This window comes from Mycetocola sp. Y719 (assembly GCF_056713205.1).
In genome coordinates this window covers 166,593-191,114 of the sequence record NZ_JBWYGY010000005.1, presented here as the reverse complement: position 1 = coordinate 191,114, position 24,522 = coordinate 166,593, and the positions used below count along the sequence as shown (strand labels likewise).

The window sequence follows — 24,522 nt, the reverse complement described above, 5'->3', positions numbered from 1 at the left end:
CCCCCCCCCCCCCCCCCCCCCCCCCCCCCCCCCCCCCCCCCCCCCCCCCCCCCCCCCCCCCCCCCCCCCCCCCCCCCCCCCCCCCCCCCCCCCCCCCCCCCCCCCCCCCCCCCCCCCCCCCCCACTACCGCACTTTCGACGTGCGGTCAGCAGAGAAGGACTACGGGTTCTGCCGCTCCGCCGTGTCGACCACATTGGTGAGCAGCTGCACCCGGGTCATCGGGCCGATGCCGCCGGGGTTCGGCGAGATCCACGCGGCGACCTCGGCGACGGCGGGGTCGACGTCGCCGACGACACGGCTCTTGCCGGTCTCCGGGTCGGTCTCGCGGCTCACGCCGACGTCGAGCACCACTGCACCAGGCTTCACCGCTGACGCCTTCACGATTCCGGGCACTCCGGCGGCGGCCACGATGACGTCTGCTGTGCGCAGGAGGTCGTCGAGTCCGATGGTTCCGGTGTGGGTGAGCGTGACGGTGGCGTTGAACTCACGACGTGTGAGCAGCGGACCGATCGCCCTGCCGACGGTGACGCCACGGCCGACGACGACCACGTGCTTGCCGGCGAGGTCGATACCGTGACGCTGCATCAGCTCGATTGCGCCTCGGGGCGTGCACGGCAGCGGCGTGTGGATCGGCCGGTTCACGTTGAGGATGAGACGGCCCAGGTTGGTCGGGTGCAGTCCGTCCGCGTCCTTCTCGGGGTCGACCCTCTCGAGGATGGCGTCCGTGTCGAGGTGGGCAGGCAACGGCAGCTGCACGATGTAGCCGGTGCACGCCGGGTCCGCATTGAGCTCGTCGAGCACGGCCTCGAGCTCGTCCTGGCTGATCGTGGCGGGCAGGTCGCGCCGGATCGACTCGATGCCGACCTCGGCGCAGTCGCGGTGCTTGCCTGCGACGTACCACTGCGAGCCCGGGTCGTCGCCGACGAGCACGGTGCCGAGCCCAGGCACGATGCCCCGCTCGCGGAGGGCGCTGACGCGCTCCTTGAGCTCGGATTTGATGACGGATGCGACGGCCTTGCCGTCGAGGATCTGCGCGGTCACTACTGCACGAGGCCCGGGTACAGCGGGAACGCGTCTGTGAGCGCCTTCACCCGGGTACGCAGGCCGGCGATGTCCGCACCGGGCTTGAGCGCCGTGGCGATGACATCCGCGACCTCGGTGAACTCGGCATCGTCGAAGCCGCGCGTGGCGAGCGCAGGGGTGCCGATCCGGAGACCGGATGTCACCATCGGCGGGCGCGGGTCGAACGGGACCGAGTTGCGGTTGACGGTGATGCCGACCTCGTGGAGCGCATCCTCTGCCTGCTGGCCGTTGATCTCCGAGTTGCGGAGGTCGGCGAGCACGAGGTGCACGTCTGTGCCACCGGTCAGGACGTCGACGCCGGCCGCGCGGGAGTCTTCGGCGGTCAGTCGCTCGGCGAGGAGGCGGGCGCCGCGGAGGGTGCGAGCCTGGCGGTCCGCGAACTCGGGCTGTGATGCGAGGAGGAACGCCGTCGCCTTGGCGGCGATGACGTGCATGAGCGGTCCGCCCTGCTGGCCGGGGAAGACGTTGGAGTTGAGCTTCTTGGCCAGCTCCATGTCACGGCTGAGGATGAAACCGGAGCGCGGGCCGGCGAGGGTCTTGTGCACCGTCGACGACACGACGTCGGCGAACGGCACCGGCGACGGGTGCAGGCCTGCGGCGACAAGGCCGGCGAAGTGCGCCATGTCGACCCAGAGCTTCGCTCCCACCTCGTCGGCGATCGCGCGGAACGCGGCGAAGTCGAGCTGGCGGGGGTATGCCGACCAGCCGGCGATGATGACCTGCGGCTTGTGCTCGAGCGCCTTGTCGCGGACGACGTTCATGTCGACGAGGAATGTCTCGGGGTCGACGCCGTACGACACGGCGTTGTAGAGCTTGCCGGAGAAGTTGAGCTTCATACCGTGGGTGAGGTGGCCGCCGTGGGCGAGTTCGAGGCCGAGGATGGTGTCGCCAGGGGTGGCGATCGCCGACAGGACGGCCGCGTTCGCGGTCGCACCCGAGTGCGGCTGAACGTTGGCGTACGCTGCGCCGAACAGGCTCTTGGCGCGCTCGATGGCGAGCGACTCGGCCACGTCGACGTACTCACAGCCGCCGTAGTAGCGACGGCCGGGGTAGCCCTCGGCGTACTTGTTGGTGAGCACGCTGCCCTGGGACTGGAGGACGGAGACGGGAACGAAGTTCTCGCTCGCGATCATCTCGAGGTAATCGCGCTGGCGTCCGAGCTCCTGCTCGAGGACGGCGGCGATCTCGGGGTCGACCTCGGAGAGAGGCGCGTTGAACGTTGAGGACAAAACTGGCTCCTTTAGACAGCGGCGGACAAATGTCAGGTAATCCGTATCAACCCAGGCGTTCGGCCGAATCCGTGTCAGTCGCTCCCCGATGGTGACCATCCGAGGCGGAAATTCTCCTCCGCCTGCACGCCAGTTACGACAGACCGATCATAGCAGCGGATGCCGACACGGCCACCTTCGTGCTGTCATCGGTCCGAACTCGACCCGAACCCCTCGGCAACCCAGGCGCGACGTGCTTTGATGGTGCGGTGACCCACCGAAAAGCCTCCGCATGAGCCCCGCCCGCATCATCCCCCAGCCGACCGAACTGCATGTCGCAGCGAGTGATACGCCGTTCACGCTCATGGAATCGTCCCGGATCCTCGCGACGGATGCCGCGGCATCCGTCGGCGCTTACCTGGCCGGCATCCTGCGGCCGTCGACCGGATACCCGCTGCCCGTCGTGAGCCCCGTCGACGGTGCTGTCGCCGGCCCGGCGGACATCGCCCTCCACCTGGACCTCGCCGACGACCTCGGTCTCGGCGCTGAGGGATACCGGCTCGTCACCGGGGCGTCAGGGACACAGCTCACAGCCGCACGTCCCGCGGGCCTGTTCTACGGCGTGCAGTCGCTGCGACAGATGTTTCCGGCGGATGTGGAACGACGGTCTGTGCAGAGCGCCGCCTGGCAGGCCGCAGCCGCAACGGTCACCGACCGCCCGCGGTTCGCCTGGCGTGGAGCGATGCTCGACGTCGCCCGTCATTTCTTCGACGTCGCCGCGGTGTCGCGGTTCATCGACGAGATCGTCCTGTTCAAGATCAACGTGCTTCACCTCCACCTCACCGACGACCAGGGCTGGCGGATCTCGATCGCCGGCCGGCCCGAGCTCACCGGGATCGGAGCGTCGACCGCAGTCGGTGGTGGGGCCGGTGGTTTCTACACCGAGGAGGACTACGCAGCCATCGTGGCGTACGCCGCCTCGCGGTTCGTGACCGTCGTTCCCGAGATCGACGTGCCTGGGCACACCAACGCCGCCCTGAGCGCCTACCCCGAACTCAACGCCGACGGCGTCGCCCGTGAGCCGTACACCGGCATCGACGTCGGCTTCTCCAGCCTCGATGTGGACAGCGATGCGACCTGGGAGTTCCTCGACGACGTGTTCCGGTCCGTCGCCGCACAGACCCCGGGCAAATACCTGCACATCGGCGGGGACGAATCCCACACCACTCCCCCCGAACAGTTCCCGGCGTTCATCGCGCGCGCGACAGCGCTCGTCGCGAGCCACGGCAAGATCCCGATCGCCTGGCACGAGGCCGGACGCTGCTCGGACCTCGCCCCTGGCACGATCGGTCAGTACTGGAGCTATGTCTCCCCCCAGGACAACGCGGCCGAGAACGCCGCGGCGTTCGTCGACCAGGGCGGCGCGCTCGTCCTCTCCCCCGCCGACGTCGCGTACCTCGACATCACCTACGACGAGACGACGCCGATCGGCCAGGCCTGGGCCGGAGGCCCGACGACCGTCAGGGCCGCGTACGAGTGGGAGCCGACGGCGATACTCCCCGGGGTGTCCGACGAGAAGATCCTCGGCGTCGAGGCGCCGTTGTGGACCGAGACCGTCGCCACCATGACCGACATCCACTACCTCACCTTCCCTCGGCTCCTGGCCGTCGCCGAGATCGCCTGGTCGGCGGAAGCGTCCGTCGCGCCCGGCCGCGACTGGGAGGGCTTCTCCGCCCGGCTCGGGGCGTGGTACCCGCGATTCCGTGCGCTCGGGATCGCGGCGTGGCAGGAGGACACCGAGGAGCCCGGCGCCGGCGCTGGCCTTTCAGACGAAACTCTGGGATGATTGATAGTGATTGCAAAGACCGCTTTGCAATCACTATCAATCACCCGGCCCTGGCGCCGACAATGGCAGGAGTTACGCAGATGACCACGACCCCCGGCGCCTGGATGAAGAGCGAGCTCCACAGCCAGCCGGAGGTGTGGGCACGCGCCGCCGAGCTCACGGCCGAGCGGAATCTCCTTCCGTCGGCAGGCCAGCGCATCGCCGTGATCGGCTGTGGAACGTCGTGGTTCATGGCGCAGTCCTATGCAGCACTCCGCGAAGGAGCGGGCCAGGGCGAGACGGATGCCTTCGCGGCCTCAGAGGCGTTCCTCGACCGCGACTATGACGCGGTGATCGCCATCACCCGCTCGGGCACCACGTCCGAGGTTCTCGAGATTCTCGGGGATCTCAAGGGACGCATCCGAACCATCGGAATCGTCGGAGACACCTCGAGCCCCCTCGTCGACCTCGCCGACGATGTCATCGGCCTGCCGTTCGCCGACGAGAAGAGCGTCGTGCAGACCCGGTTCGCGACGACGGCCCTCACCTTCCTCCGCGCGTCCACCGGAGCGGATGTGACGGGCTCGATCCGCGATGCAGAACTCGCCCTGACCGAGGACCTCCCCCACGAACTCGTCTCTGCAGAGCAGGTCACCTTCCTCGGCCGCGACTGGACCGTCGGCATCGCCCATGAGGCGGCGCTGAAGATGCGGGAGTCCTGCCAGGCCTGGACCGAGTCGTACCCGGCCATGGAATACAGGCACGGTCCGCTGGCGATCGCCGCCCCTGGCCGCGCCGTGTGGATGTTCGGAGACGCGCCGACCGGGCTCGACGCCGACATCGCCGTCACGGGCGCCCGCTTCGAGAACTCGGCACTCGACCCGCTGGCCGACCTCGTCCGTGCTCACCGGGTCGCGCTCGAGCGCTCCCTCGCCGCAGGCCTCAACCCCGACCTCCCCCGCAACCTCACCCGCTCGGTCATCCTCAGCGCATGACCGGCACGCCAGCCCTCGGCGCCGGCGCCGCTGTCCTCGCCTTCGACGTCGGCGGAACGGACACCAAGGCCGGACTCGTCGACACCCACGGCGTGATCCGGGAGGTCGTCAGGGTGCCGACGCCGTACAGCACGGACGGCAGCGGCGATGCCGTGATCGCCCAACTCGTCGTCTTGACCGCCGGGTTCGCCGATCGGCATCCTGACGTCGTCCCCGAGGCCGCAGGCCTGATCGTACCCGGCCTCGTCGACGACGAGGCCGGGATCGGCCGCTACGCGGAGAACCTCGGCTGGCGTGACGTCCCCTTCCGCGACAGCGCATCGACCGCGCTCGGCATCCCCGTCGCTTTCACCCACGACGTGAGGGCAGCAGGCACGGCGGAGTACCGGCTCGGCGCGGCGGGCAACTACGGAAACGCCCTCATCGTCGTGATCGGCACCGGGATCGCGAGCGCCATCTTCATCGACGGCCGGCCCTATTCGGCGTCGGGTTACGCCGGCGAGATCGGGCACTCGGTGGTCGACCCCGGTGGCGTCCTCTGCGCTTGCGGCGGTCACGGCTGTCTCGAAGCGGTCGGATCGGCCGGTGCGATCACGCGCCTGTACAACCGCCAGGTGACGGCGCCCGTAGCCGGGGCCAGGGAGGTCCTCGCCCTGGCACAGGCCGGCGACCCGATCGCGGTCTCCGTCTGGGACACGGCAACAGACGCGCTTGGGCTCGCCCTGGCCCAGTCGGTCGCGCTCCTCGCCCCTGAGGCCATCGTCCTCGGCGGCGGTCTCGCCCAGGCCGGCGACGCCCTCTTCGCACCGGTGGAGAAACGGATGAACTCGCTGCTCACCTTCCACAGACGCCCGGTGCTCCTTCCGGCGACCGTCGGTGAGAACGCGGGCCTGGTCGGAGCGGCCATCGGCGCCCGCGAACGACTCGAACAGGTCAGCGCATGATTCTCACCGTCACCCCGAACCCCGCCCTCGACAGCACGATCACGCTCGACGAGCTCGACCTCGGCGAGACCCACAGGGTCACCCCGGCCGTGACGCGGGCGGGCGGCAAGGGGATCAACGTCGCCAGAGTGCTCGTCCAGCGCGGCTTCGACACCCTCGCCATCGCCCCCGTCGGCGAGAACGACCTCGCCGAGTTCGAGCGCGATCTCGGCCCCGTCCCCGCAGTGCTCGTCGCCGTGCCCGGGCCCGCGCGCCGCTCGACGGCCATCGTCGAGCGCGTGGCCGGCCGCACGACCGTCCTCAACGAATCCGGCAGGGAGGTCCCGCCCCGCGTCTGGTCCGAGGTGAAGGACGCCGTTCGCTCCCGGCTGGCCGGATCCTCCTGCCTCGTCGTCTCGGGGAGCATCCCGCCTGGAGCCCCGGACTCGCTTGTGGCAGACCTCGTCTCACTCGGGCGGGACGCCGGCATCCCGGCGATCGCCGACGCGTCTGGTCCGCACCTGCTTCGAGCCGCAGCCGCGGGCGCCACCCTGCTCAAACCGAACCGCCGCGAACTCGCAGAGGCCACGGGCGAACGAGACCCGCTCGCCGGGGCCCGCGCTCTTCAGGACGCCGGCGCAGGACTCGTGCTCGTGTCGCTCGGCGAGGACGGCATGATGGCCGTCCCCCGCGAAGGCAACGTCTGGCTGGCCGAACTCGACGTCATCCTGCCCGGCAACCCCACAGGGGCAGGTGACGCCGCCGTCGCAGGAGCGGCGTCCCTGATCGCTGCGGGAAGCGGCGACATCCGGGCGATCCTCTCGCGCGCGACCGCGTGGGGCGCCGCTGCCGTCCTCGAACCCCAGGCCGGAAGCGTCCACCCGGACTGCGACGCACTCGAACACCGGCTCACACTCACCGAATTTCCCAGCTGACGAGGAATCATGCCGCTCACCCCCACCAGCACACTGATCAGCCGCGCCGCCGACGGCCGCACCGGCGTCGGTGCCTTCAATGTCATCTCCCTCGAGACCGCCGAGGGCCTCGTCTCAGCCGCCGAACGAGCCGGGCTGGGCGTCATCCTGCAGATCTCCGAGAACTGCATCTCTTATCACGGTGGCCTCGAACCGATCGCAGCGGCGACGCTGGCCCTCGCCTCGTCCTCGTCCGCCGACGTCGCCGTCCACCTCGACCACGCCACGGACGAAGCGCTCGCCCTGGCCGCGATCGACCTCGGATTCGGCTCGGTCATGTACGACGGCGCCACCCTGGACTACGCGGACAACGTAGCCGCCACGCAGAGGGTCGTCGCAGCGGCCCATTCGGCCGGCGTCTTCGTCGAGGCTGAACTCGGAACCATCGGAGGCAAGGACGGAGCACACGCCCCTGGTGTCCGGACGGACCCGGCCGAAGCGGCGTCCTTCGCCGGCGACACCGGTGTCGACGCCCTCGCAGTCGCTGTCGGGTCCTCTCACGCCATGTCGAGCAGGAGTGCGTCCCTCGACATCGACCTCATCGGGCGCATCGCCGACGCCGTGCCTGTGCCCCTCGTCCTGCACGGCTCCAGCGGCGTCCCCGACGACCAGATCGTCAGTGCCATCCACGCAGGGATGACCAAGATCAACGTCTCCACACACCTCAACGGGTTCTTCACCCGCGCCGTCCGCGCAGCTCTCGATGCGGATGCAGGACTGGTCGACTCCAGGAAGTATCTCGGTGTGGGGCGCGCGGCGCTGAGCGCCGAGGCCGAACGGCTCCTCGTCCTGTTCGCCGGTCGGCCGTCCTCGTGAACCGCGCCGACCGGCTGACGGCCGTGCTCGACCTGCTCGCCAGGGACGGCAGAGTCGACGTCGACGACATCGTCAGCCGTCTGGACGTGTCACCGGCAACGGCGAGGCGCGACCTCGACACCCTCGCCGAGCAGCAGCTGCTCACCCGGACGCGCGGAGGAGCAGTCGGTCATTCTGTCGCGTACGACCTGCCGCTGCGCTACCGCCACGAACAGAACGCCGCGCAGAAGGAGCGGATCGCGCAGGCGGCGAGCGCCCTCGTGCATCCGGGCTCGATCGTCGGGCTCTGCGGGGGGACGACATCGACCGCGATCGCCACCCTGCTCACAGCCAGGGCCGACCTGACCGAACCGTCGACGGCCCCGAGCCTGACCATCGTCACCAACGCGGTGAACATCGCCGCCCAGCTCGCTGTCCGCCCCCAGTTCAAGGTCGTGGTGACCGGCGGGGTCGTCCACCAGCGGTCATACGAACTCGTCGGCCCGTACAGCGACCTCATGCTCAGGGAGATCACCCTCGACCTCGCCTTCGTCGGGGTGAACGGGATCGACCCCGAGTTCGGCGCCACCGTGCACGACGAGGGCGAGGCCAGGATCAATCAGCTCATGGCCACACGCGCCGAGCGCGCCGTCGTCGTCGCCGATTCGCACAAGATCGGCAGACGCGCGTTCGCCTCTGTCGGCGGCGCCGAGGTCTTCGACACCCTGATCACCGACGACGGGATCGACGACGAACACCGTGCCGCATTCACAGCGAGCGGCATCACCGTTATCGTTGCTCCGTGACCACCGCTCCTGACGCGCCGCTGATCGTCCACTCCGCCACCCTCGTCTCGGATGGGATGGTGTCGCAGGATGGCTGGCTCTCCGTCACCGGCAACCGGATCAGCGAGGTCGGAACAGGCGACGGCTGGCGCTCGCGCATCGGCCAGGGGTCCCCTGAGCCCGTCGACGCCGGCGGGAGGATCCTCACCGCAGGCTTCATCGACCTCCACTGCCACGGCGGCGGCGGGACCTCGTTCGCCGACGGGCCAGACGGCATCCGTACCGCGCTCGCCGTCCACCGTGCGGCAGGCACCACCCGTTCGGTGCTCTCCCTCGTCACGGCATCCGTCGACGACCTGATCGACCAGCTGGGCGTCATCGCCGACCTCGCAGCCGCAGACCCCACCATCCTCGGGGCGCACCTCGAAGGACCGTTCCTCGACGCCGGCCACAAGGGCGCGCACGACCCCGAACTCCTGCTCGCCCCGCACCGGTCGACCGTCGCGCGGCTGATCGATGCTGGAAGGGGTGCTCTCCGTCAGGTCACGATCGCCCCTGAGCTTCCCGGCGGGCTCGACGCCGTCCGGCAGCTCACCGACGCCGGCGTCACCGCGGCAGTCGGACACACCGACGCGGACTTCGCTCAGGCGACCGCCGCTTTCGAAGCGGGTGCCGGCATCCTGACCCACGCCTTCAACGCCATGAACGGCCTCCACCACCGCGCCCCAGGGCCGGTCGCGGCTGCGACGGCTTCGGACAGCGTCGTGCTCGAACTCATCAACGACGGGGTGCACGTGCACCCCGAGATCATGCGGATCGCGTTCGCCGCTGCCCCAGGCAGGATCGCCCTGGTGACGGATGCCATGGCCGCCGCCGGTTCCGCCGACGGCGCTTACCGACTGGGGACGCTCGACGTCACGGTGACGGACGGCGTGGCGAGGCTCACCCACGGGGACTCCATCGCCGGATCGACTCTCACCCTCGACGCCGCGCTCCGCCGCGCTGTCACCGAGGTGGGGATCGGGCTGGCGGATGCCGTCGCAGCGGTGACGTCGACCCCGGCGCGGGCCATCGGCCGCGGGGACGACCTCGGCCGGCTCGTTCCTGGGTATGCGGCGGATCTGGTGCTGCTCGACGCCGATTTCACCGTCACAGCCGTGTGGGCGGACGGCGAACAGGTCCGCTGACCCGCTCAGCCCTTGTCGCTCGGCGGGTGGGTGTGCGAGGCGTCCTCGGCGCGGTCGACGCTCTCGGCCAGCTCGTCGCGCATGAGCAGGTCGCGCCGAACGTGATCCGACCGGTACGCGGCCCTTCCGACCATGTGCGCCGAGATCGGCGCTGTGAGGCCCTGGAAGATGATGATCGCCGTGATGAGCGCGAACGAGCCGATGCTGAGCGAGTTGAGGGCGATGTCGAGGCAGATCGCCATCAGCCCGAGGATCTGCGGCTTCGTTGCGGCGTGCAGGCGGGAGAGCACATCGGGGAAGCGGAAGAGCCCGATCCCCGCCGCCGCGCACATCAGAGCGGAAACGAGGATGAGGAACACGGTGATGCCGTCGCGGATGCCGTCGGGAATCATGCGTCGTCCTGCTGAGCCATGAAGCGGGCAAAGCTCACGGACCCGACGAACCCGAAGGCCGCAAGAATGAGCATCACCGGCAGGGTGTCGGTGTGATGATTGAGGGACATCTCCGTGCCGAGCACACACATGATGGTGACGATGAAGACGTCCGAAGCGATGACACGGTCGAGCAGGCTCGGGCCACGGATGATCCGGTAGAGCGCTGCGATGCCGCCGATGCTGAACAGCACTCCGGCGATGATGAGGGGAATCTCCATCAGTTGGGCCTCCCGTGGCTTGCCCTCGTGAGTTCGTTGGGTTGGCGGACCCGCCACACGTCGTCGCGGGATCCGATGGCCATCACGAGCCGCTTCTCCGTCGCGAAGACCTCTGCGCGGAATTCCTCGAGGTCGGCATCCGTCCGCACGTTGATGACGTGCACGAACAACACCGACTGCTCGCGGTCCAGGTCGACGACGATGGATCCGGGAACGAGGGAGATGGCCTCGGCCGTGAGCGTCGTGATGAGGTCCGAACGGGTGTCGAGCGGGATGGCCAGGATCGCGCTCGACGGACTGTAGCGGGGGTTCACCACGAGCCAGGCGACGCCGATCGACGCACGGACGATGTCGACGATCAACCTCACGAAGAAGACGACGACGTACCAGAGGTTGATGCGTCCTGACAGGTCGATCGCCGGCAGGTAGAACAGCAGCGACACGAGGATCGCCAGGATGATGCCGCTGAGCACGCTGAGGACGGTGAACTGCCCCCAGACCAGGCACCAGAGCAGGACCAGGCCGGTGAGGAGGACGACCTGGCTGCGCGCGCTCGTCCGGCGGTGCGACTCCGGGCTCATTCGACACCTCCGGGGAACACGGATTCGACGTACGTGGACTCGTTGCCGGTGTTCGCGGCCGCACGGGAGGCGATGTCGAAAAGCGGTCCGGCGAACACGGTCAGCCCGATGGTGAGGGCGACCATCCCGGTGGTCGCCGCCACCATGAGCGCAGGGACACGCTTCGAACGCACCGTCTCCCCCTCGTCCTCTGGCCCTTCGGCCAGGGAATCGAGAAGCGGAGATGAATACCCGGCCACGTCGGCGCTCGAACGCCAGAACGCCATGTTCCAGACTCTCACGAGTGCGTACAGCGTGAGAAGGGAGGTCAGCGCTCCTGCGGCGATCAGGACATAGCTGAGGGGGGTGCCGAGGTCGACGCCGGCCTGGAACAGGCCCACCTTGCCGAGGAAGCCGGAGAACGGCGGGATGCCGCCGAGGTTCATGGCGCCGATGAAGAAAAGCACAGAGACCAGAGGTGAGGCCCTGAGAATGCCGCCGAGGCGGTTGATCGATGTCGTGCCGCCCACACGCTCGACCAGCCCGGTGGCGAGGAACAGGGTGGTCTGGACGGTGATGTGGTGGACGATGTAGAAGATCGTGGCGGCGAGCGCAGCGGTCGACCCGATCGAAATGCCGAAGATCATGTAACCGATGTGGCTGACCAGGGTGAAAGACAGCAATCGCTTGATGTCGGCCTGGGCCAGGGCGCCGAGCACGCCGATGATCAGGGTGAGGAACGCGATCACCATGAGCGGAATGTCGATGTCCACATCGGTGAACAGAACCGTGTCTGTGCGGATGATGGCGTAGACGCCGACCTTGGTGAGCAACCCGGCGAAGACGGCCGTCACCGGGGCGGGCGCTGTCGGGTAGGAGTCCGGCAGCCAGAACGACATCGGGAAAACCGCCGCCTTGACGCAGAAGGCGATCAGCAGGGCGATACAGAGGATCAGCTGCACATCGGCCGGGAGATCGCGGACCCGTTCGGCGATGAGCGCGATCGTGACCGTGCCCGTCGCCGCATAGATGAAGGCGATGGCGGCCAGGAAGATGATCGACGAGGTCAGGCTGATGATGATGTATGTCACACCGGCTCGAATGCGGGCGCCGGTTCCTGCGAGTGTGAGGAGGACATAGCTGGCGGCGAGCAGCATCTCGAACGCCACGTACATGTTGAAGAGGTCTCCGGCCACGAACGCGTCGAACACCCCGGCGGCAAGGATCAGATAGGTCGGGTGGAAGATCGACACCGGCGTCTCACGGTCACCGTCGGCGATACCCTGCCCGACGGCGAAGATGAGCACCCCGAGAAGCATCAGCGCGGAGATCAGCACCATGATCACCGCAAGCCGATCGGCGACGAGGACGATGCCGAACGGAGCGTCCCACCCTCCGACTTCGACAACCACGGTTCCGTGGGTATCCACGTGGGCGAGAAGGATGACGGCCAGCACAGACACGGCAGTCAGCGTGAGCGTGCTCACCGCGATCTGAGCGCGACGGAACCGTCCGAGCACAAGCGCGACAGCTGCTCCGGCCAGCGGCAGGAGTACGACGAGGGGGACGATGGCGTTCATCGGGCCTCCTCGTCCGGTTTCGGTTCGGTGTCGACCTCTGGTGTCGGGTCGATCTCGACGGGGGCGGCCGCACCCGCGCGTTCATTGCTGGCGTCGAGTACTTCCTGGATGGCGTCCTCGTCCAGGTCCACCGCGTCGAAGGCGGCATCCGTCGCGGCCTCGGTGTCGTCTACGTGCTGGTCGGGCACGACGTCGCCCTGATCACCCAGCTGGGCGAGCCACCAGGACCGGTAGATCAGCGCGAGAAGGAATGCAGTGATCCCGAAGTTGATGACGATGGCCGTGAGCATGAGCACCTGGGGAACCGGGTCGGCCATCGACTCATCGGATGCCGTCCCGCTCACGATCGGCGCGGTTCCGCTCTCGCCGCCCACGATCAGGATGAGGAGGTTGGTCGCGTTGCCGACGAGCATGAACCCGATGAGCACCCGGGTCAGGCTGCGTTCGAGCATCACGGTGATCCCGACCGCGTACATGACGGCCATGAGGAGGACGAGGGTGAGGGAGGCGGTCATCGGTCGGCCTCCGTCTCGGAGAAGTCGTCACGGGATTCGGCAGACAGGTCGGCTTCCTCCTGTTGGCGGTCGATTTCGGCGCCGAGGCTGCGGAGGATGTCGAGAGCGAGTCCGACGACGACGAGGTAGACGCCGAAGTCGAAGATCGTGGATGTTCCGAACGACAGGTGGCCGAGCAGGGGAATGTCTGTTTCGAAGTACGCGGACTGCAGCGCCTCCGCCCCGAAGAGCAGGGATCCGATGGCGCTGCCGACGGCCAGCACGATGCCTGCCCCGAGGATCTTGCCCGCGTCGATCGGGATGGCCTCGGCAAGTTCGAAGCGTCCCCCAGCCAGATAGCGGGCGACAAGGGCGAGACCGGCGAGGAGACCGCCGGCGAAACCGCCGCCTGGCGCGTTGTGCCCGGCGAAGAGGAAGTAGATGGAGACGACGATCGCCGGGTGGAACAGCAGACGGACGAGCACCTCGAGCAGCACCGACCGGTGGTCGGGGGCCAGGGTGCGACCGGCGAGCAGCCAGCTCATCCGGTTGGAGCTCGCCTCGGCACCCGGCGCGACCGGATCGGTGAGCACCCTGCGGCGGTTGCGTCCCCGCCGCTGCTGCTTCGATCCGCTGAGACGTGGAAGAGGACCTGCACGGCCGGTGACGAAGAGCAGGCTGGCGATTCCCGTCGCCACGACGACAAGCACAGCGATCTCGCCCATGGTGTCCCAGGCGCGGATGTCGACGAGGACGACGTTGACGATGTTCCTGCCGTGGCCTTCTTCATAGGCGAGCCGCGGCCATTCGCCCGCGATGCTCTCTTCCTGGCGTGCGCCGAGCGCGACGACGGCCACGATCGCCATGATGATGCCGACGCCGATGCCGACAGTGGCTCGAAGGACGCGCTTCACTGGTTTGTTGCGCTGGGCGATCTTGATCGGCAGTCGCCGGAGCACGAGAACGAACACAACGAGGGTGACGAGTTCGACGAGAGCCTGGGTGAGCGCGATGTCCGGTGCGCCGTGCAGGGCGAAAAGGGCGACCATGCCGAAGCCGGTTGTGCCGACGAGCAACACCGCAGACATCCGCTGCCTGGCCCGCCCGGCCATCACGGCCGCGATGGCCATCGCCGCGGCGATGAAGACCTGCTGTGGGTAATCGAACAGCCGGATGCTGTCCGGCCAGGTCCTGTTCATCGTCGCAGCTGCGCCGAGCGTGACCACGAAGACGACGAGGATGGTACCGAGGTACTGGGGCAGGCCACCGCGCTGGGCGAAGAGCGTGGTGCGGGCGGAGAGCCTGTCGATGAACCGCACGCTCAGCCAGTAGCCGCGCGACATGTCCATGGTGTGCGGAAGCGACGCCTGCACGCGGGCCACCCACTTGCGGTGCCAGAACAGCAGGAGGCCGAGGCCGACCACGACGGCTGAGATGAGCAGCGCAGGCTCGAGGCCGTGCCAGAGGGCCAGGTGGTACGTCCCTTCACCCATCGTGTCCGCGTACGACTCGAGGTACGGCGACAGGGCGGACGCCCCGATCCCGAGGACGATCGTCGCGGCGGAGAGGATGCCGGGGGCGATGAGGATTCCCCAGCCGTCCGCGTGCAGGCGAGTGGGTTCGGCGTCCGGCCGGGTGGCGAAAGCGCCCCAGAAAAAACGCGCGCTGTACGCGACGGTGAGGACGGAACCGACGGCTGTGCCGATCAGTGCGACCCACCCCCACGGGTCGCCGTGGGCAGCGGCCTCGAAGAAGGCGCCGAAAACGGCCTCCTTCGCCACGAATCCGAGCAACGGCGGAATCCCGGCCATCGATGCGACCGCGATGAGCGTGATGACCGCGAGGGAACGGGATTGCCGGCCGACGCCGGAGAGCTGACGCCAGTCGCGGGTGCCAGCCCTGTGGTCGATGATGCCGACGATGAGGAACAACGCCGCCTTGTATAGTGCGTGGGCGAGGAGCAGCGTGGCACCGGCGAGGCCTGCGTCACGGCCGCCGAATCCGACGACCACCATGAGGAAGCCGAGCTGACTGACCGTGCCGTAGGCGAGGACGAGTTTGAGGTCGTACTGGCGCAGCGACCTCCACGCGCCGAGCAGCATGGCCCAGACGCCGAGACCGATGAGCACAGGCGCCCAGCCCGGGGTTTCTGCGTATCCGGGCGCAAGACGGGCAACGAGGTAGATGCCGGCCTTCACCATGGCGGCCGCGTGCAGGTAGGCGCTGACAGGGGTCGGAGCCGCCATCGCCGCAGGGAGCCAGAAGTGGAACGGGACGATCGCCGATTTCGACAGTGCGCCGACGAGGATGAGCAGGATCGCCGCCGTTGTGGCCGGTCCCGTGAGCCCGGCATCCACGATGGCCGCGAGTGAGGTCGTGCCCGCCTGGACGCTGATCATCACGACGCCGACGAGCATGATGAGGCCGCCGAACGTGGTGACGAGGAGGGCCTGGAGCGCGGCGCCTCTGCTCTCCTTGCGGTCGATGTAGTGACCGATGAGCAGGTAGGACAGGACGCTCGTGATCTCCCAGAACATGAACATCACGAGGATGTCATCTGCGGTGACGAGGCCGTACATGGTGCCCGCGAACGCGAGGAGCAGAGCCGCGAACCGGCCGAGTCCCGGTTCGTCCTTCGAGAAATACCTGGCGCAGTAGACGAGGACGAGCCCGCCGATCCCGGTCACGATGAGGGCGAGCAGCCAGGCCAGCGTATCCACCCGGAACGAGAGCGAGATCCCGAGCTGCGGAATCCACTCGAACGATTCGGTCGCCGCTCCCCCGGACAGGACGGTAGGCGTCTGCGTGAGGGTGTAGCCGAAGGCCGCGAAAGGCAGAACCGAGATCAGGTAGAAGACACGGGTCGAGAGCAGGCGGGTGAGGGTCCTGGTGGCGCACGAAACAACGAGGAAGGCCAGCAGGATCAGCGCCATGGAGGTCTCTCGGTTGCGTGCGGTGGTCCTCCCAGTTTAAGGGGCGAAGCGCCGCCGCCTGACCACTCGCCCCTTCCCAGGGCCTCTCTCTGGGCGGTTCAGCGCCGCCCGGGCCGTGACCCCACCCGGAGCGTCACGAGAACGACGACGAGGCCGACGAGCACGAGGACGATGTTCGCGATCGGCAACGCGTCGAGCCCGCGCCAGTCGAGCAGCACAGCGCCGAGCAGCGCCCCACCCCCGATCCCGATGTTGAATGCCGTCGTATAGAACGCGCTGGCCGTGTCGCGGATCCGGGAACTCGCGGTGTGCAGGAGCCGGGTCTGCAGAAGTGGGGGCACGAGCCCGAACGCCAGCCCCCAGAACACGACGCCTGCAAGCGACACCCACAGCACGGGCGTGGCGACGGCGATGACACCGACCGCGAACGCGGTGGCCGCGAGAGCGATCACCAGGCCGGAGCCGGTGTGCTTCGCGAAGACTGTGCCGGTGAGGACGAGGCCGAGTGCACCGGCGATGCCGTAGGCGAACAGGACGACGCTCAGATATTCGGGAGCGACGCCGACCTGGTCGATGAGGTAGGGGGCGATGAAGGTGTACAGGGTGTAGTTGCCGACCATCACGACGGCGACGGCGACGCAGAGAAGCGCGACGCCGAGGATGCTCGGATCCCGCCCTGTGGACGCCTCCGCGTGCGACGTGTCGTCGCGCTGCACCGGTGGGAGCCAGCGGATCACGGCGAGCACGCCGACGAACAGTGCGCAGGCGATCGCGGCGAATGCCCAGCGCCAGCCGATGGCCTGGCCGAGTGCTGTACCGAGCGGGACACCGAGCACGAGGGCGACGGTCCCGCCGGCCAGGGTGATCGAGACCGCGCGTGCGAGGTGCTCACGGTCGACCAGGTGCGCCGAATATGCGGGGACCATGGCCCAGAACAGCCCGTGGGCGAGACCGCCGAGCACGCGAGTGGCGACGACGAGTTCGTAGGTCGGTGCGATGGCTGTGAGCAGGTTGCTGAAGCCGAGCACGAGAAGGATGGCCACCATGAGGGCATGACGCGGCACCCGGGCGGTGAGCGCCGTCAGCGGGGCGCTCGAGAGAACGACGGTGAAGGCGAAGACCGTGACGAGCAGCCCGATCTGGGAGGGCGAGACGCCGAGCGATTCGCTCATCTCGGGCAGGAGCCCCGTGGGGATCATCTCACTCGAGATCGAGAGGAACACCGTTGCGGACAGGGCGATGAGCCCGATCCACGGGAACGGAGCCGGGCTTTTTTTGGGATGAACCGCGCGGGGCGCGACAGGAATGGGGGAAGTGGTCATCGGGGAATCCAACGACGGCGTTCACTCGGTCGCCGTGGCGAGAACCGAGTTCGTCTACGCGCCGATGTGCGCGCCCAGGGCCGAGCGGGATGCGCTGACCATCGTCCAGTCTACGCGAGACCCGCCGATCCGGCGAGGAATCGGCGGCAACCGGACTGCAATACCCTAGAGGCGTGACTACCCCCGACGCCGCGCGCGAGCACCACAACCACTGGGTCCTGACCTTTGTCTGCGGAGACCGGCCCGGGATCGTGCACGCCATCAGCGGGGCGATCGTCTCCGCCAGGGGAAACATCACCGAGAGCCAGCAGTTCTCCAGCGCGGACACCGGCAGGTTCTTCATGCGCCTGCAGGTCGAATCGCCCGGCGACCGCGCCGAATTCGAGGCGGCAATCGCGCCAGTCACTGACACATACGGCATGACCTGGCGGCTCGACGTGGTCGGCCGCCCTCTCCGCACCCTCGTACTCGCCTCGACGGCTGCTCACTGCGTCAACGACCTCCTGTTCAGGCAGCGCGCCGGGCAGCTCAGCGTCGAGATCCCCCTCGTGCTCTCGAACCACGGCAGTCTCCGCGACCTCGCCGCCTTCTACGGCGTGCCATTCGAGTCTCGTCCGGTGACGGATGCCGCGTCGAAGGCAGCGTTCGAGCAGCGGATCCTCGACGCTGTCGAGGAGTTCGACATCGAACTCGTAGTCCTGGCCCGATACATGCAGATCCTCTCTCCTGAACTGTGCGAGCGGCTGGCGGGGCGCGCCATCAACATCCACCACTCGTTCCTGCCCGGATTCAAGGGCGCGAACCCGTACCGGCAGGCGCACGCCCGCGGCGTGAAACTGATCGGGGCGACCGCGCATTTCGTCACCAGCGATCTCGATGAGGGACCGATCATCGAACAGAACGTGGTGCGCGTGGACCACTCGAGAAGCCCTGCCGAGCTCGTGGCCATCGGCCAGGACGAGGAGAGCCGCACCCTCACCCAGGCGGTGAAGTGGTTCGCCGAGGACAGGGTGCTCCTCGACGGAGCCCGCACCATCATCTTCAAGTGAGCACCGCTTACACTGGACCGGTGCAGGAATCCAGCGACAAAGTCTCTCTCACCCCCAATGACATCCTGAGGTTCTTCCTCGAGATCTTCGCCGTGGTCAGCCTCGCCATCTGGGGCTTCTCCGCGTGGCCGCTGCCGTGGAACATCGTCCTCGGCATCGTGCTTCCCGCCGTGGCCATCCTGCTCTGGGCACTCTTCCGCTCCCCCAAGGCCGTCTTCCACATCGACGTCTATGGCAAGGCGCTCGTCGAGATCGCCGTCATGGGTGCGGCTGCGCTTGCCTGGTGGGACCTCGGTGTACCCGTCGTCGCCGTCGTCTTCGGCGTTCTCGCGGCCATCAGCGGAGTGGTGAACGGCCGTCGGGAACTGAGCTGATGACGGTCGTCGACCGACTCGTCGCTGCCCTCGGCGACGCGGTGTCGACGGATGCCGCTGTGCTGGCCGTCACGCAGGCCGACAAGTCCGGGCACGTGTCGGCCTCAGCACCCCTCGCCGTCGTCACCGCCCGCTCCGTCGCGGACGTGCAGGAGGTGATGCGTATCGCCACCGAAACGGGCACGCCCGTCGTCACCCGCGGCGCCGGCACCGGCCTCGCCGGAGGGGCCATCGCTTCTTCGGGCGAGATCGTCCTGTCGACCATGGCGATGGACCGCGTACTCGAAATCAACGAGGCCGACCAGCTCGCCGTTGTCGAGCCGGGGATCCTCAACGGCCGGTTCAACGAGATCCTCGCCGGTCACGGGTTCTGGTTCGCTCCCGACCCCGCATCGAAGGCCATCTCGACCGTCGGCGGCAACATCGCCACCAACGCCGGTGGCCTGCTCTGCGCCAAGTACGGAGTGACACGTGACGCCGTACTCGGGCTCAAGGTCGTCCTCGCCGACGGACGGCTCCTCGACCTGGGTCACCGCAGTGTCAAAGGCGTCACCGGCCTCGACCTCACCGCCCTGATGGTCGGCTCAGAGGGCCTCCTCGGGGTCATCGTCGAAGCGACCGTCAGGATCAGGCGGGCAGTACCTGGCACCATCGCTACCGTCGCGGCGTACTTCCCCACGGTGACGGACGCCGCAGCCGCAGCAGCCGCGATCACGGCAGCGGGCATCCAGCCCGCCGTGATGGAGCTGATGGACCCGGCGTCTCTCGAAGCCGTCGCTTCCCTCCTCGACCTCCCTGGAACCGTCACAGGCGAAGCGCACCTCGCCGTTCAGACCGACGGGCCCGCTGCTGGCGCGGAGGCCGAAGCGGCGGTGGCCGTCATCCGGTCACTCGGCGGGCGGGCGGACCTCACCACCGACCCGGTCGAGGGCGAACGGCTCCTTGCCGTCCGCCGGTCGATGCACCCGGCGATGGAAGCCCTCGGCACAACCCTCATCGAGGACGTCTCCGTGCCGCGGACGGCGCTTGCGGCCATGTTCGCCGAGATCGTCCGGATCGAGCAGCGCTACGGCATCCGCATTCCCACCGTCGCCCACGCCGGAGACGGCAACCTGCATCCGAATTTCATCTTCTCGGGACCGGAGGTGCCCGAACTGATCTGGCAGGCGGCCGACGAACTGTTCGTGGCTGCCCTCCGTCTCGGCGGAACGCTCACAGGTGAGCACGGGATCGGGATCCTCAAGAAGCGGTGGCTGGGCCAGGAACTCGGCGAAGACCAGCTCGACCTCCAGCGGCAGATCAAGCTGGTCTTCGACCCGCACGGCATCCTCAACCCGGGCAAGGTGTTCTGAGCGCTACGCCCTCAACGCGGGCTCGCTCTGAGGCTCGCGTGCTGACGGATGCGACGGCTCCGGGACGACGGCATCCGTGCGCCGGTTCCTGACCAGGCCGGTGAGGGTCAGCAGGAGACCACCGAGCGCCCAGGCGGAAAGCACGGCCAGCGGGAAGCCGACCTCGGCCGCAGGGAAGTACGACAGGTCCCTGAGCAGGGTCGCCGCGGCGCCAGGCGGGAACCACGCCCCGACGGCGCCCCAGGGTTCAGGAAGGAACTGCGGAGGAGCGGCGGCAGACGCGATCGGGTTGGCGATGAGCACGAACAGGATCACCCCGAGTGCGATTCCGGCTCGCCCGAGAACGGTGTTGAGGCCGACGAGAGGAGCGGCGATCGCCAGGAGCGCCAGCGCCACGGCAGCCGAGTTCGGGAGGAAGTCCCCCTGCAGGACGCCGAACCAGCCCTGCAGGATGCCGGCGATCGCCAGGCCGCCGACGACCGCGTAGCCGAGAAGCGCGCCGATCCGGCGCCAGACGCCGACGACGGTGAGTGAGATGGCGATGCCTCCGACGATCCCGCCGATGACCAGCGGGAACATCGCCGACGCGAGGCCGGTGCCTCGCGGGTCCGTTTCGGCGAGCGGAACGACATCCGTCACGGTGACGACGATCGGTTCAGGCAGGACGATCCCCTGCGCGGCGGCAGCCTGGTTGGCCATCTCCTGCAGCCGACCGGCGAGGCCCGTGAGCATCTGAGTCGCAACGGGGCTGGCCGCGGATGCCGTGAGCACTTCAGGAGGCTGGGAGAGCACGATCGCACCGTAGACCGTGCGGTCCTCGATGAGGGCCCTGGCGTCTCCTGCACTCTCGACCTCGACCAGGTCGAGGAGCCCTGCTGCGTTCTCTTCGAGAGCGGCAGCCACCTGCTGCACCTGGGCGGTCTCACCCGAGATTGCGACAGGAAGATTTTGCGGTTCGCTTGTCACCGCCGGCCAGGAGAAGGCCAGAAGAATGCCAGCGACCATGGCGGCGAGGCCGAGGACCAGAACGGTGATCCGGCCGAACGACGTCGGTTCGGAGGTCCGGGTTGTGTGTGTGGACATGACTCCTCCTAAAAAGAATGTTCGTTCTTTATAGCGTGACACCGGTCCCGAAACTTGTCAAGAACGATCATTCTTTTTAGGCTGTGTTCATGCCCAAAGTAAGCACCGAGTACCGCGCTGCCCGTCGCGAGGAGATCGCGGAAGCCGCTCTGCGGTGCTTCTCGGAACGTGGGTTCCAGGCGACGTCGATGGCCGACATCATCGAGGCATCCGGGCTGAGCGCCGGCGCGATCTACGGCCACTACGCCGGAAAGCAGCAGATCGTCATCGCGGTGGCCGAACGAATCCTCGGGCAGCGGTCGATCGAGCTCGAGCATTTCGCCTCCGCCGAGTCGATCCCCTCCCCCGCAGAGGTGATCCGCTTGATGGTGACCCGGGTGGCCGGGGAGTTCGCCGGCACACGCGCGCTCCTCCAGGTCTGGGCCGAGGCGGTGGTGTCTCCGGAGATCACCGAGCTCGTCGACCACGTCTTCGAGCGGGTACGAGCGGCGCTCGTGCTGTACCTGGGAGCCTGGGCGGCTCAGAACCCCCACCCGACCCGCGAGGACCCCGAGGAGTGGGCAGCGACGATCGCCCCAGTGCTCTTCGGCATCGGGCAGGGCTACGTCGTACAGTCGACCCTGCTCGAGTCGTTCGACGCCGACACCTACTTCAGCGGCGTCGAGGTTCTTTTTACGCTCTAGATCCCCTGCCACCCCGGCTTGTTCGCATAGGTGTACCGGTAATAGTCCGCGAGCTTGAGCTTCGATGCCGCAGCTTCGTCGACGACGACCGTCGCGTGAGGGTGCAGCTGGATGGCGGACCCGGGCACCATCGCAGACAGCGGGCCTTCGAGCGACGCGGCGATGGCATCCGCCTTGCCATCACCGAAGGCGAGCAGGACGAGGTGCCTGGCCCGGAGGATCGTGCCGAGCCCCTGCGTGATGCAGTGCATCGGCACCTGGTCGGGCGAGTCGAAGAATCGGGCGTTGTCTCTGCGGGTCTGCTCGGTGAGGGTCTTCACCCGCGTGAGCGAGGCGAACGAGGAGCCCGGCTCGTTGAAGCCGATGTGTGCGTCGGTGCCGACCCCGAGGATCTGCAGGTCGACACCACCGGCTGCGATGATGGCGCGTTCGTAGTCTGCACCGGCGGTCTCGATGGTCTCGGTACGTCCGTCGGGGACGTGGATGCGCTGCGGGTCCAGACCGAGGGGTTCGACGACCTCGCGGGTGATGACGGAGCGGTAGCTCTCGGCGTGGGAGACCGGGAGGCCCACGTACTCGTCGAGCGCGAACCCGGAAACGCGGCTCAGGTCGAGGTCACGTGCGCGGCCGGCCATGGCCTGGTAGACCGGCAGTGGCGTGGACCCGGTGGCGAGGCCGAGGACGGCGTCAGGTTTGCGCCCGATCAGCTGGACGATCGCATCCGCAACGAGTTCCCCCGCGTCGTTCGAGTTCCCGACGATCACTACTTCTGCCACATCCGCCTCTTTCACGTTGTTTCCCCCAGTCTGGCAGAACCGCCCTCCCGGGTACCTCCCGGAATGCTGCTGGTAGTGTTTTCGGATTCCCCTCCCACCAGACCAGAGGATTTTCCGTGCCCCGAAACCGCACTACGACGGCATCCGTTTTCGGCATCGTCGCCATCGCCGGCCTGATGCTCACCGGCTGCGCCGGCGGACAGTCCAGCGCTGAAGCATGCACCGTCGTACAGACCACAATGGTCCAGGCCCAGGAGGACCTCTCCGAGAGCGTCGCATCGTTCGGCAACGACCCGGCGGAGGGCGCTAAAGCCGTCGACAAGCTGGCAACGGCGTTCGCCGGCGCCAACGACGACATCACCAACGCCGATGTGAAGAAGACCACGGACAAGGCCGAAAAGGCCCTGGACGGGTTCGCCGCCGAGATGAAGAAGGCAGCGGACGACCCGGCCAACGTGGACTCCGAGGGCCTCACCGACGCCCTCGACGACATCGAGACCACGTTCGCAGCCGTTCAGAAGGCCTGCGAGGCCTGACACTACGCCTCGACGACGAATGCCCCCGATCTCGCGATCGGGGGCATTCGTGTGTCAGCAGGGTCTTAGCCGAGACGGGCCTTGAGGTTGGCCGTGATCTCAGCGAGGAACTCCTCCGTGGTCTGGTACGACTGCTCAGGGCCGACGAGAAGCGCGAGGTCCTTGGTCATCTTCCCTGACTCGACCGTCTTGATGACGACGTCTTCGAGGGTGTGGGCGAACTCGACGAGTTGGTCGTTTCCGTCCAGCTTTCCACGGTGCTGCAGCCCGCGTGTCCAGGCGAAGATCGACGCGATCGGGTTGGTCGAGGTCGGCTTGCCCTGCTGGTGCATGCGGTAGTGACGCGTCACCGTGCCGTGCGCTGCCTCAGCCTCGACGACCTTTCCGTCTGGCGTGGCGAGCACGCTGGTCATCAGACCGAGCGAGCCGAATCCCTGCGCGACGGTGTCCGACTGGACATCGCCGTCGTAGTTCTTGCAGGCCCAGACGTAGCCGCCCTCCCACTTCATGGCGGATGCCACCATGTCGTCGATGAGGCGGTGCTCGTAGGTCAGTCCTGCGGCGTCGAACTGCTCCTTGAACTCGGCGTCGAAGATCTCCTGGAACAGGTCCTTAAACCGGCCGTCGTAGGCCTTGAGGATCGTGTTCTTCGTGGAGAGGTACACCGGGTAGTTGCGGGTGAGACCGTAGTTGAGGCTCGCACGGGCGAAGTCGCGGATGGATGCGTCGAGGTTGTACTGAACCTGAGCGATACCGTCTCCAGGCGACTGGTAGACCTCGAACTTCTGCGGTTCCGAGCCGTCCTCGGGCGTGAACTCGACGGTCAGCGTGCCCTTGCCCTTGAACAGGAAGTCGGTGGCGCGGTACTGGTCGCCGAAGGCGTGACGGCCGATGATGATCGGCTTGTTCCAGCCGGGCACGAGGCGCGGAATGTTCGAGATGATGATCGGCTCACGGAAGATGACGCCGCCGAGGATGTTGCGGATGGTCCCGTTCGGGCTCTTCCACATCTTCTTCAGGCCGAACTCCTCGACCCGGGCCTCATCAGGCGTGATGGTCGCGCACTTGACGCCGACGCCGTGCTTCTGGATGGCGTGGGCGGCGTCGATCGTGATCTGATCGTCGGTCTCGTCACGCTTCTGGATTCCGAGGTCGTAGTACTCGAGGTTGACGTCGAGGTACGGGTGGATCAGCGTGTCCTTGATGGACTGCCAGATGATGCGGGTCATCTCGTCGCCATCGAGCTCGACGACGGTTCCTTCAACCTTAATTTTTGACAATGGAGAGCTCCTAGCTTGTGGGGCCTTACGGGCCGCGGACTAGCTTACCCGAGCCGCGCAACTATCTTGATA

General features: G+C 67.7%; 24 protein-coding genes and 1 riboswitch. Of the genes, 12 read left to right on the top strand and 12 right to left on the bottom strand.

Translation table 11 applies throughout. The features are described 5' to 3' along the window. Window positions 1-160 precede the first annotated feature (160 nt). Complete coding sequence (locus AC1M0F_RS16410; RefSeq protein WP_480239332.1) at window positions 161-1,042, bottom strand: bifunctional methylenetetrahydrofolate dehydrogenase/methenyltetrahydrofolate cyclohydrolase; 882 nt, start codon at window positions 1,040-1,042, stop codon at window positions 161-163. After that, window positions 1,042-2,313, bottom strand: a complete 1,272-nt coding sequence (gene glyA, locus AC1M0F_RS16405; protein ID WP_480239331.1) for a serine hydroxymethyltransferase — start codon at window positions 2,311-2,313, stop codon at window positions 1,042-1,044. Before glyA ends, AC1M0F_RS16410 begins: the two co-directional genes overlap by 1 nt. A 42-nt stretch (window positions 2,314-2,355) precedes the next feature. Further along, window positions 2,356-2,460, bottom strand: a riboswitch (ZMP/ZTP riboswitch). A gap of 124 nt (window positions 2,461-2,584) precedes the next feature. On the opposite strand from glyA, the gene AC1M0F_RS16400 reads away from it, so the two are divergent. The 7 genes from AC1M0F_RS16400 (at window position 2,585) to nagA (ending at window position 9,776) form a co-directional block, all read left to right on the top strand. Further along, a complete protein-coding gene (locus AC1M0F_RS16400) occupies window positions 2,585-4,138 on the top strand; it encodes a beta-N-acetylhexosaminidase (protein ID WP_480239330.1) in 1,554 nt (517 codons plus the stop codon). Between the two features lie 80 nt (window positions 4,139-4,218). Next, window positions 4,219-5,112 carry an SIS domain-containing protein gene (locus AC1M0F_RS16395; protein WP_480239329.1) on the top strand — a complete coding sequence of 298 codons (894 nt, stop codon included), beginning with the start codon at window positions 4,219-4,221 and terminating at the stop codon, window positions 5,110-5,112. Next, on the top strand, window positions 5,109-6,056 hold the full coding sequence (locus tag AC1M0F_RS16390) for an ROK family protein (protein ID WP_480239328.1): 948 nt from the start codon (window positions 5,109-5,111) through the stop codon (window positions 6,054-6,056). The genes AC1M0F_RS16395 and AC1M0F_RS16390 overlap by 4 nt, the downstream gene beginning before the upstream one ends. Further along, window positions 6,053-6,970 (top strand): 1-phosphofructokinase family hexose kinase, encoded by a 918-nt coding sequence (locus tag AC1M0F_RS16385; RefSeq protein WP_480239327.1) that lies wholly within the window; start codon window positions 6,053-6,055, stop codon window positions 6,968-6,970. Before AC1M0F_RS16390 ends, AC1M0F_RS16385 begins: the two co-directional genes overlap by 4 nt. A gap of 9 nt (window positions 6,971-6,979) precedes the next feature. After that, the gene (locus tag AC1M0F_RS16380; RefSeq protein ID WP_480239326.1) at window positions 6,980-7,825 is read left to right on the top strand and encodes a class II fructose-bisphosphate aldolase; all 846 of its coding nucleotides are present in this window, start codon (window positions 6,980-6,982) and stop codon (window positions 7,823-7,825) included. Further along, window positions 7,822-8,610 carry a DeoR/GlpR family DNA-binding transcription regulator gene (locus tag AC1M0F_RS16375; RefSeq protein WP_480239325.1) on the top strand — a complete coding sequence of 263 codons (789 nt, stop codon included), beginning with the start codon at window positions 7,822-7,824 and terminating at the stop codon, window positions 8,608-8,610. The genes AC1M0F_RS16380 and AC1M0F_RS16375 overlap by 4 nt, the downstream gene beginning before the upstream one ends. A 56-nt stretch (window positions 8,611-8,666) precedes the next feature. Beyond that, on the top strand, window positions 8,667-9,776 hold the full coding sequence (gene nagA / locus AC1M0F_RS16370; protein ID WP_480239337.1) for an N-acetylglucosamine-6-phosphate deacetylase: 1,110 nt from the start codon (window positions 8,667-8,669) through the stop codon (window positions 9,774-9,776). A gap of 5 nt (window positions 9,777-9,781) precedes the next feature. On the opposite strand, the gene mnhG is transcribed toward nagA, so the two are convergent. From mnhG to AC1M0F_RS16335, 7 genes are all read right to left on the bottom strand, one after another. Next, window positions 9,782-10,168 (bottom strand): monovalent cation/H(+) antiporter subunit G, encoded by a 387-nt coding sequence (gene mnhG, locus AC1M0F_RS16365; RefSeq protein WP_480239324.1) that lies wholly within the window; start codon window positions 10,166-10,168, stop codon window positions 9,782-9,784. Next, window positions 10,165-10,428 (bottom strand): MrpF/PhaF family protein, encoded by a 264-nt coding sequence (locus tag AC1M0F_RS16360; protein WP_480239323.1) that lies wholly within the window; start codon window positions 10,426-10,428, stop codon window positions 10,165-10,167. Before AC1M0F_RS16360 ends, mnhG begins: the two co-directional genes overlap by 4 nt. Continuing rightward, window positions 10,428-11,009, bottom strand: coding sequence for a Na+/H+ antiporter subunit E (locus tag AC1M0F_RS16355; protein WP_480239322.1), 582 nt, complete (start codon window positions 11,007-11,009; stop codon window positions 10,428-10,430). Before AC1M0F_RS16355 ends, AC1M0F_RS16360 begins: the two co-directional genes overlap by 1 nt. Continuing rightward, the gene (locus tag AC1M0F_RS16350; RefSeq protein WP_480239321.1) at window positions 11,006-12,568 is read right to left on the bottom strand and encodes a Na+/H+ antiporter subunit D; all 1,563 of its coding nucleotides are present in this window, start codon (window positions 12,566-12,568) and stop codon (window positions 11,006-11,008) included. Before AC1M0F_RS16350 ends, AC1M0F_RS16355 begins: the two co-directional genes overlap by 4 nt. Then, window positions 12,565-13,083 (bottom strand): NADH-quinone oxidoreductase subunit K, encoded by a 519-nt coding sequence (locus AC1M0F_RS16345; protein WP_480239320.1) that lies wholly within the window; start codon window positions 13,081-13,083, stop codon window positions 12,565-12,567. Before AC1M0F_RS16345 ends, AC1M0F_RS16350 begins: the two co-directional genes overlap by 4 nt. Further along, window positions 13,080-15,995, bottom strand: a complete 2,916-nt coding sequence (locus tag AC1M0F_RS16340) for a Na+/H+ antiporter subunit A (RefSeq protein ID WP_480239319.1) — start codon at window positions 15,993-15,995, stop codon at window positions 13,080-13,082. The genes AC1M0F_RS16345 and AC1M0F_RS16340 overlap by 4 nt, the downstream gene beginning before the upstream one ends. Before the next feature lie 98 nt (window positions 15,996-16,093). Further along, a complete protein-coding gene (locus AC1M0F_RS16335) occupies window positions 16,094-17,317 on the bottom strand; it encodes an MFS transporter (protein ID WP_480239318.1) in 1,224 nt (407 codons plus the stop codon). A 173-nt stretch (window positions 17,318-17,490) separates the two neighbouring features. On the opposite strand from AC1M0F_RS16335, the gene purU reads away from it, so the two are divergent. The 3 genes from purU to AC1M0F_RS16320 are packed head-to-tail and all read left to right on the top strand — an operon-like array spanning window position 17,491 to window position 20,092. After that, the gene (gene purU / locus AC1M0F_RS16330; RefSeq protein WP_480239317.1) at window positions 17,491-18,366 is read left to right on the top strand and encodes a formyltetrahydrofolate deformylase; all 876 of its coding nucleotides are present in this window, start codon (window positions 17,491-17,493) and stop codon (window positions 18,364-18,366) included. Between the two features lie 20 nt (window positions 18,367-18,386). Beyond that, window positions 18,387-18,740, top strand: a complete 354-nt coding sequence (locus AC1M0F_RS16325) for a YrdB family protein (protein ID WP_480239316.1) — start codon at window positions 18,387-18,389, stop codon at window positions 18,738-18,740. Further along, a complete protein-coding gene (locus AC1M0F_RS16320; protein ID WP_480239315.1) occupies window positions 18,740-20,092 on the top strand; it encodes an FAD-binding oxidoreductase in 1,353 nt (450 codons plus the stop codon). The genes AC1M0F_RS16325 and AC1M0F_RS16320 overlap by 1 nt, the downstream gene beginning before the upstream one ends. Before the next feature lie 3 nt (window positions 20,093-20,095). Here AC1M0F_RS16320 and AC1M0F_RS16315 read toward each other — a convergent pair whose 3' ends face one another. After that, on the bottom strand, window positions 20,096-21,175 hold the full coding sequence (locus tag AC1M0F_RS16315; protein ID WP_480239314.1) for a hypothetical protein: 1,080 nt from the start codon (window positions 21,173-21,175) through the stop codon (window positions 20,096-20,098). An 89-nt stretch (window positions 21,176-21,264) separates the two neighbouring features. Here AC1M0F_RS16315 and AC1M0F_RS16310 point away from each other — a divergent pair, with 89 nt between their 5' ends. Then, window positions 21,265-21,858, top strand: coding sequence for a TetR/AcrR family transcriptional regulator (locus AC1M0F_RS16310; RefSeq protein ID WP_480239313.1), 594 nt, complete (start codon window positions 21,265-21,267; stop codon window positions 21,856-21,858). Here the strand turns inward: AC1M0F_RS16310 and AC1M0F_RS16305 are convergent. Continuing rightward, window positions 21,855-22,634, bottom strand: coding sequence for a glucosamine-6-phosphate deaminase (locus AC1M0F_RS16305; RefSeq protein WP_480239312.1), 780 nt, complete (start codon window positions 22,632-22,634; stop codon window positions 21,855-21,857). The genes AC1M0F_RS16310 and AC1M0F_RS16305 overlap by 4 nt on opposite strands. Before the next feature lie 116 nt (window positions 22,635-22,750). Between AC1M0F_RS16305 and AC1M0F_RS16300 the strand changes: the two genes are divergently transcribed. After that, the gene (locus AC1M0F_RS16300; RefSeq protein WP_480239311.1) at window positions 22,751-23,170 is read left to right on the top strand and encodes a hypothetical protein; all 420 of its coding nucleotides are present in this window, start codon (window positions 22,751-22,753) and stop codon (window positions 23,168-23,170) included. Window positions 23,171-23,235: 65 nt separating this feature from the next. On the opposite strand, the gene AC1M0F_RS16295 is transcribed toward AC1M0F_RS16300, so the two are convergent. Then, entirely contained in the window at window positions 23,236-24,450 is a 1,215-nt protein-coding gene (locus tag AC1M0F_RS16295; protein WP_480239310.1) for an NADP-dependent isocitrate dehydrogenase, read from the bottom strand. Window positions 24,451-24,522: the final 72 nt, after the last annotated feature.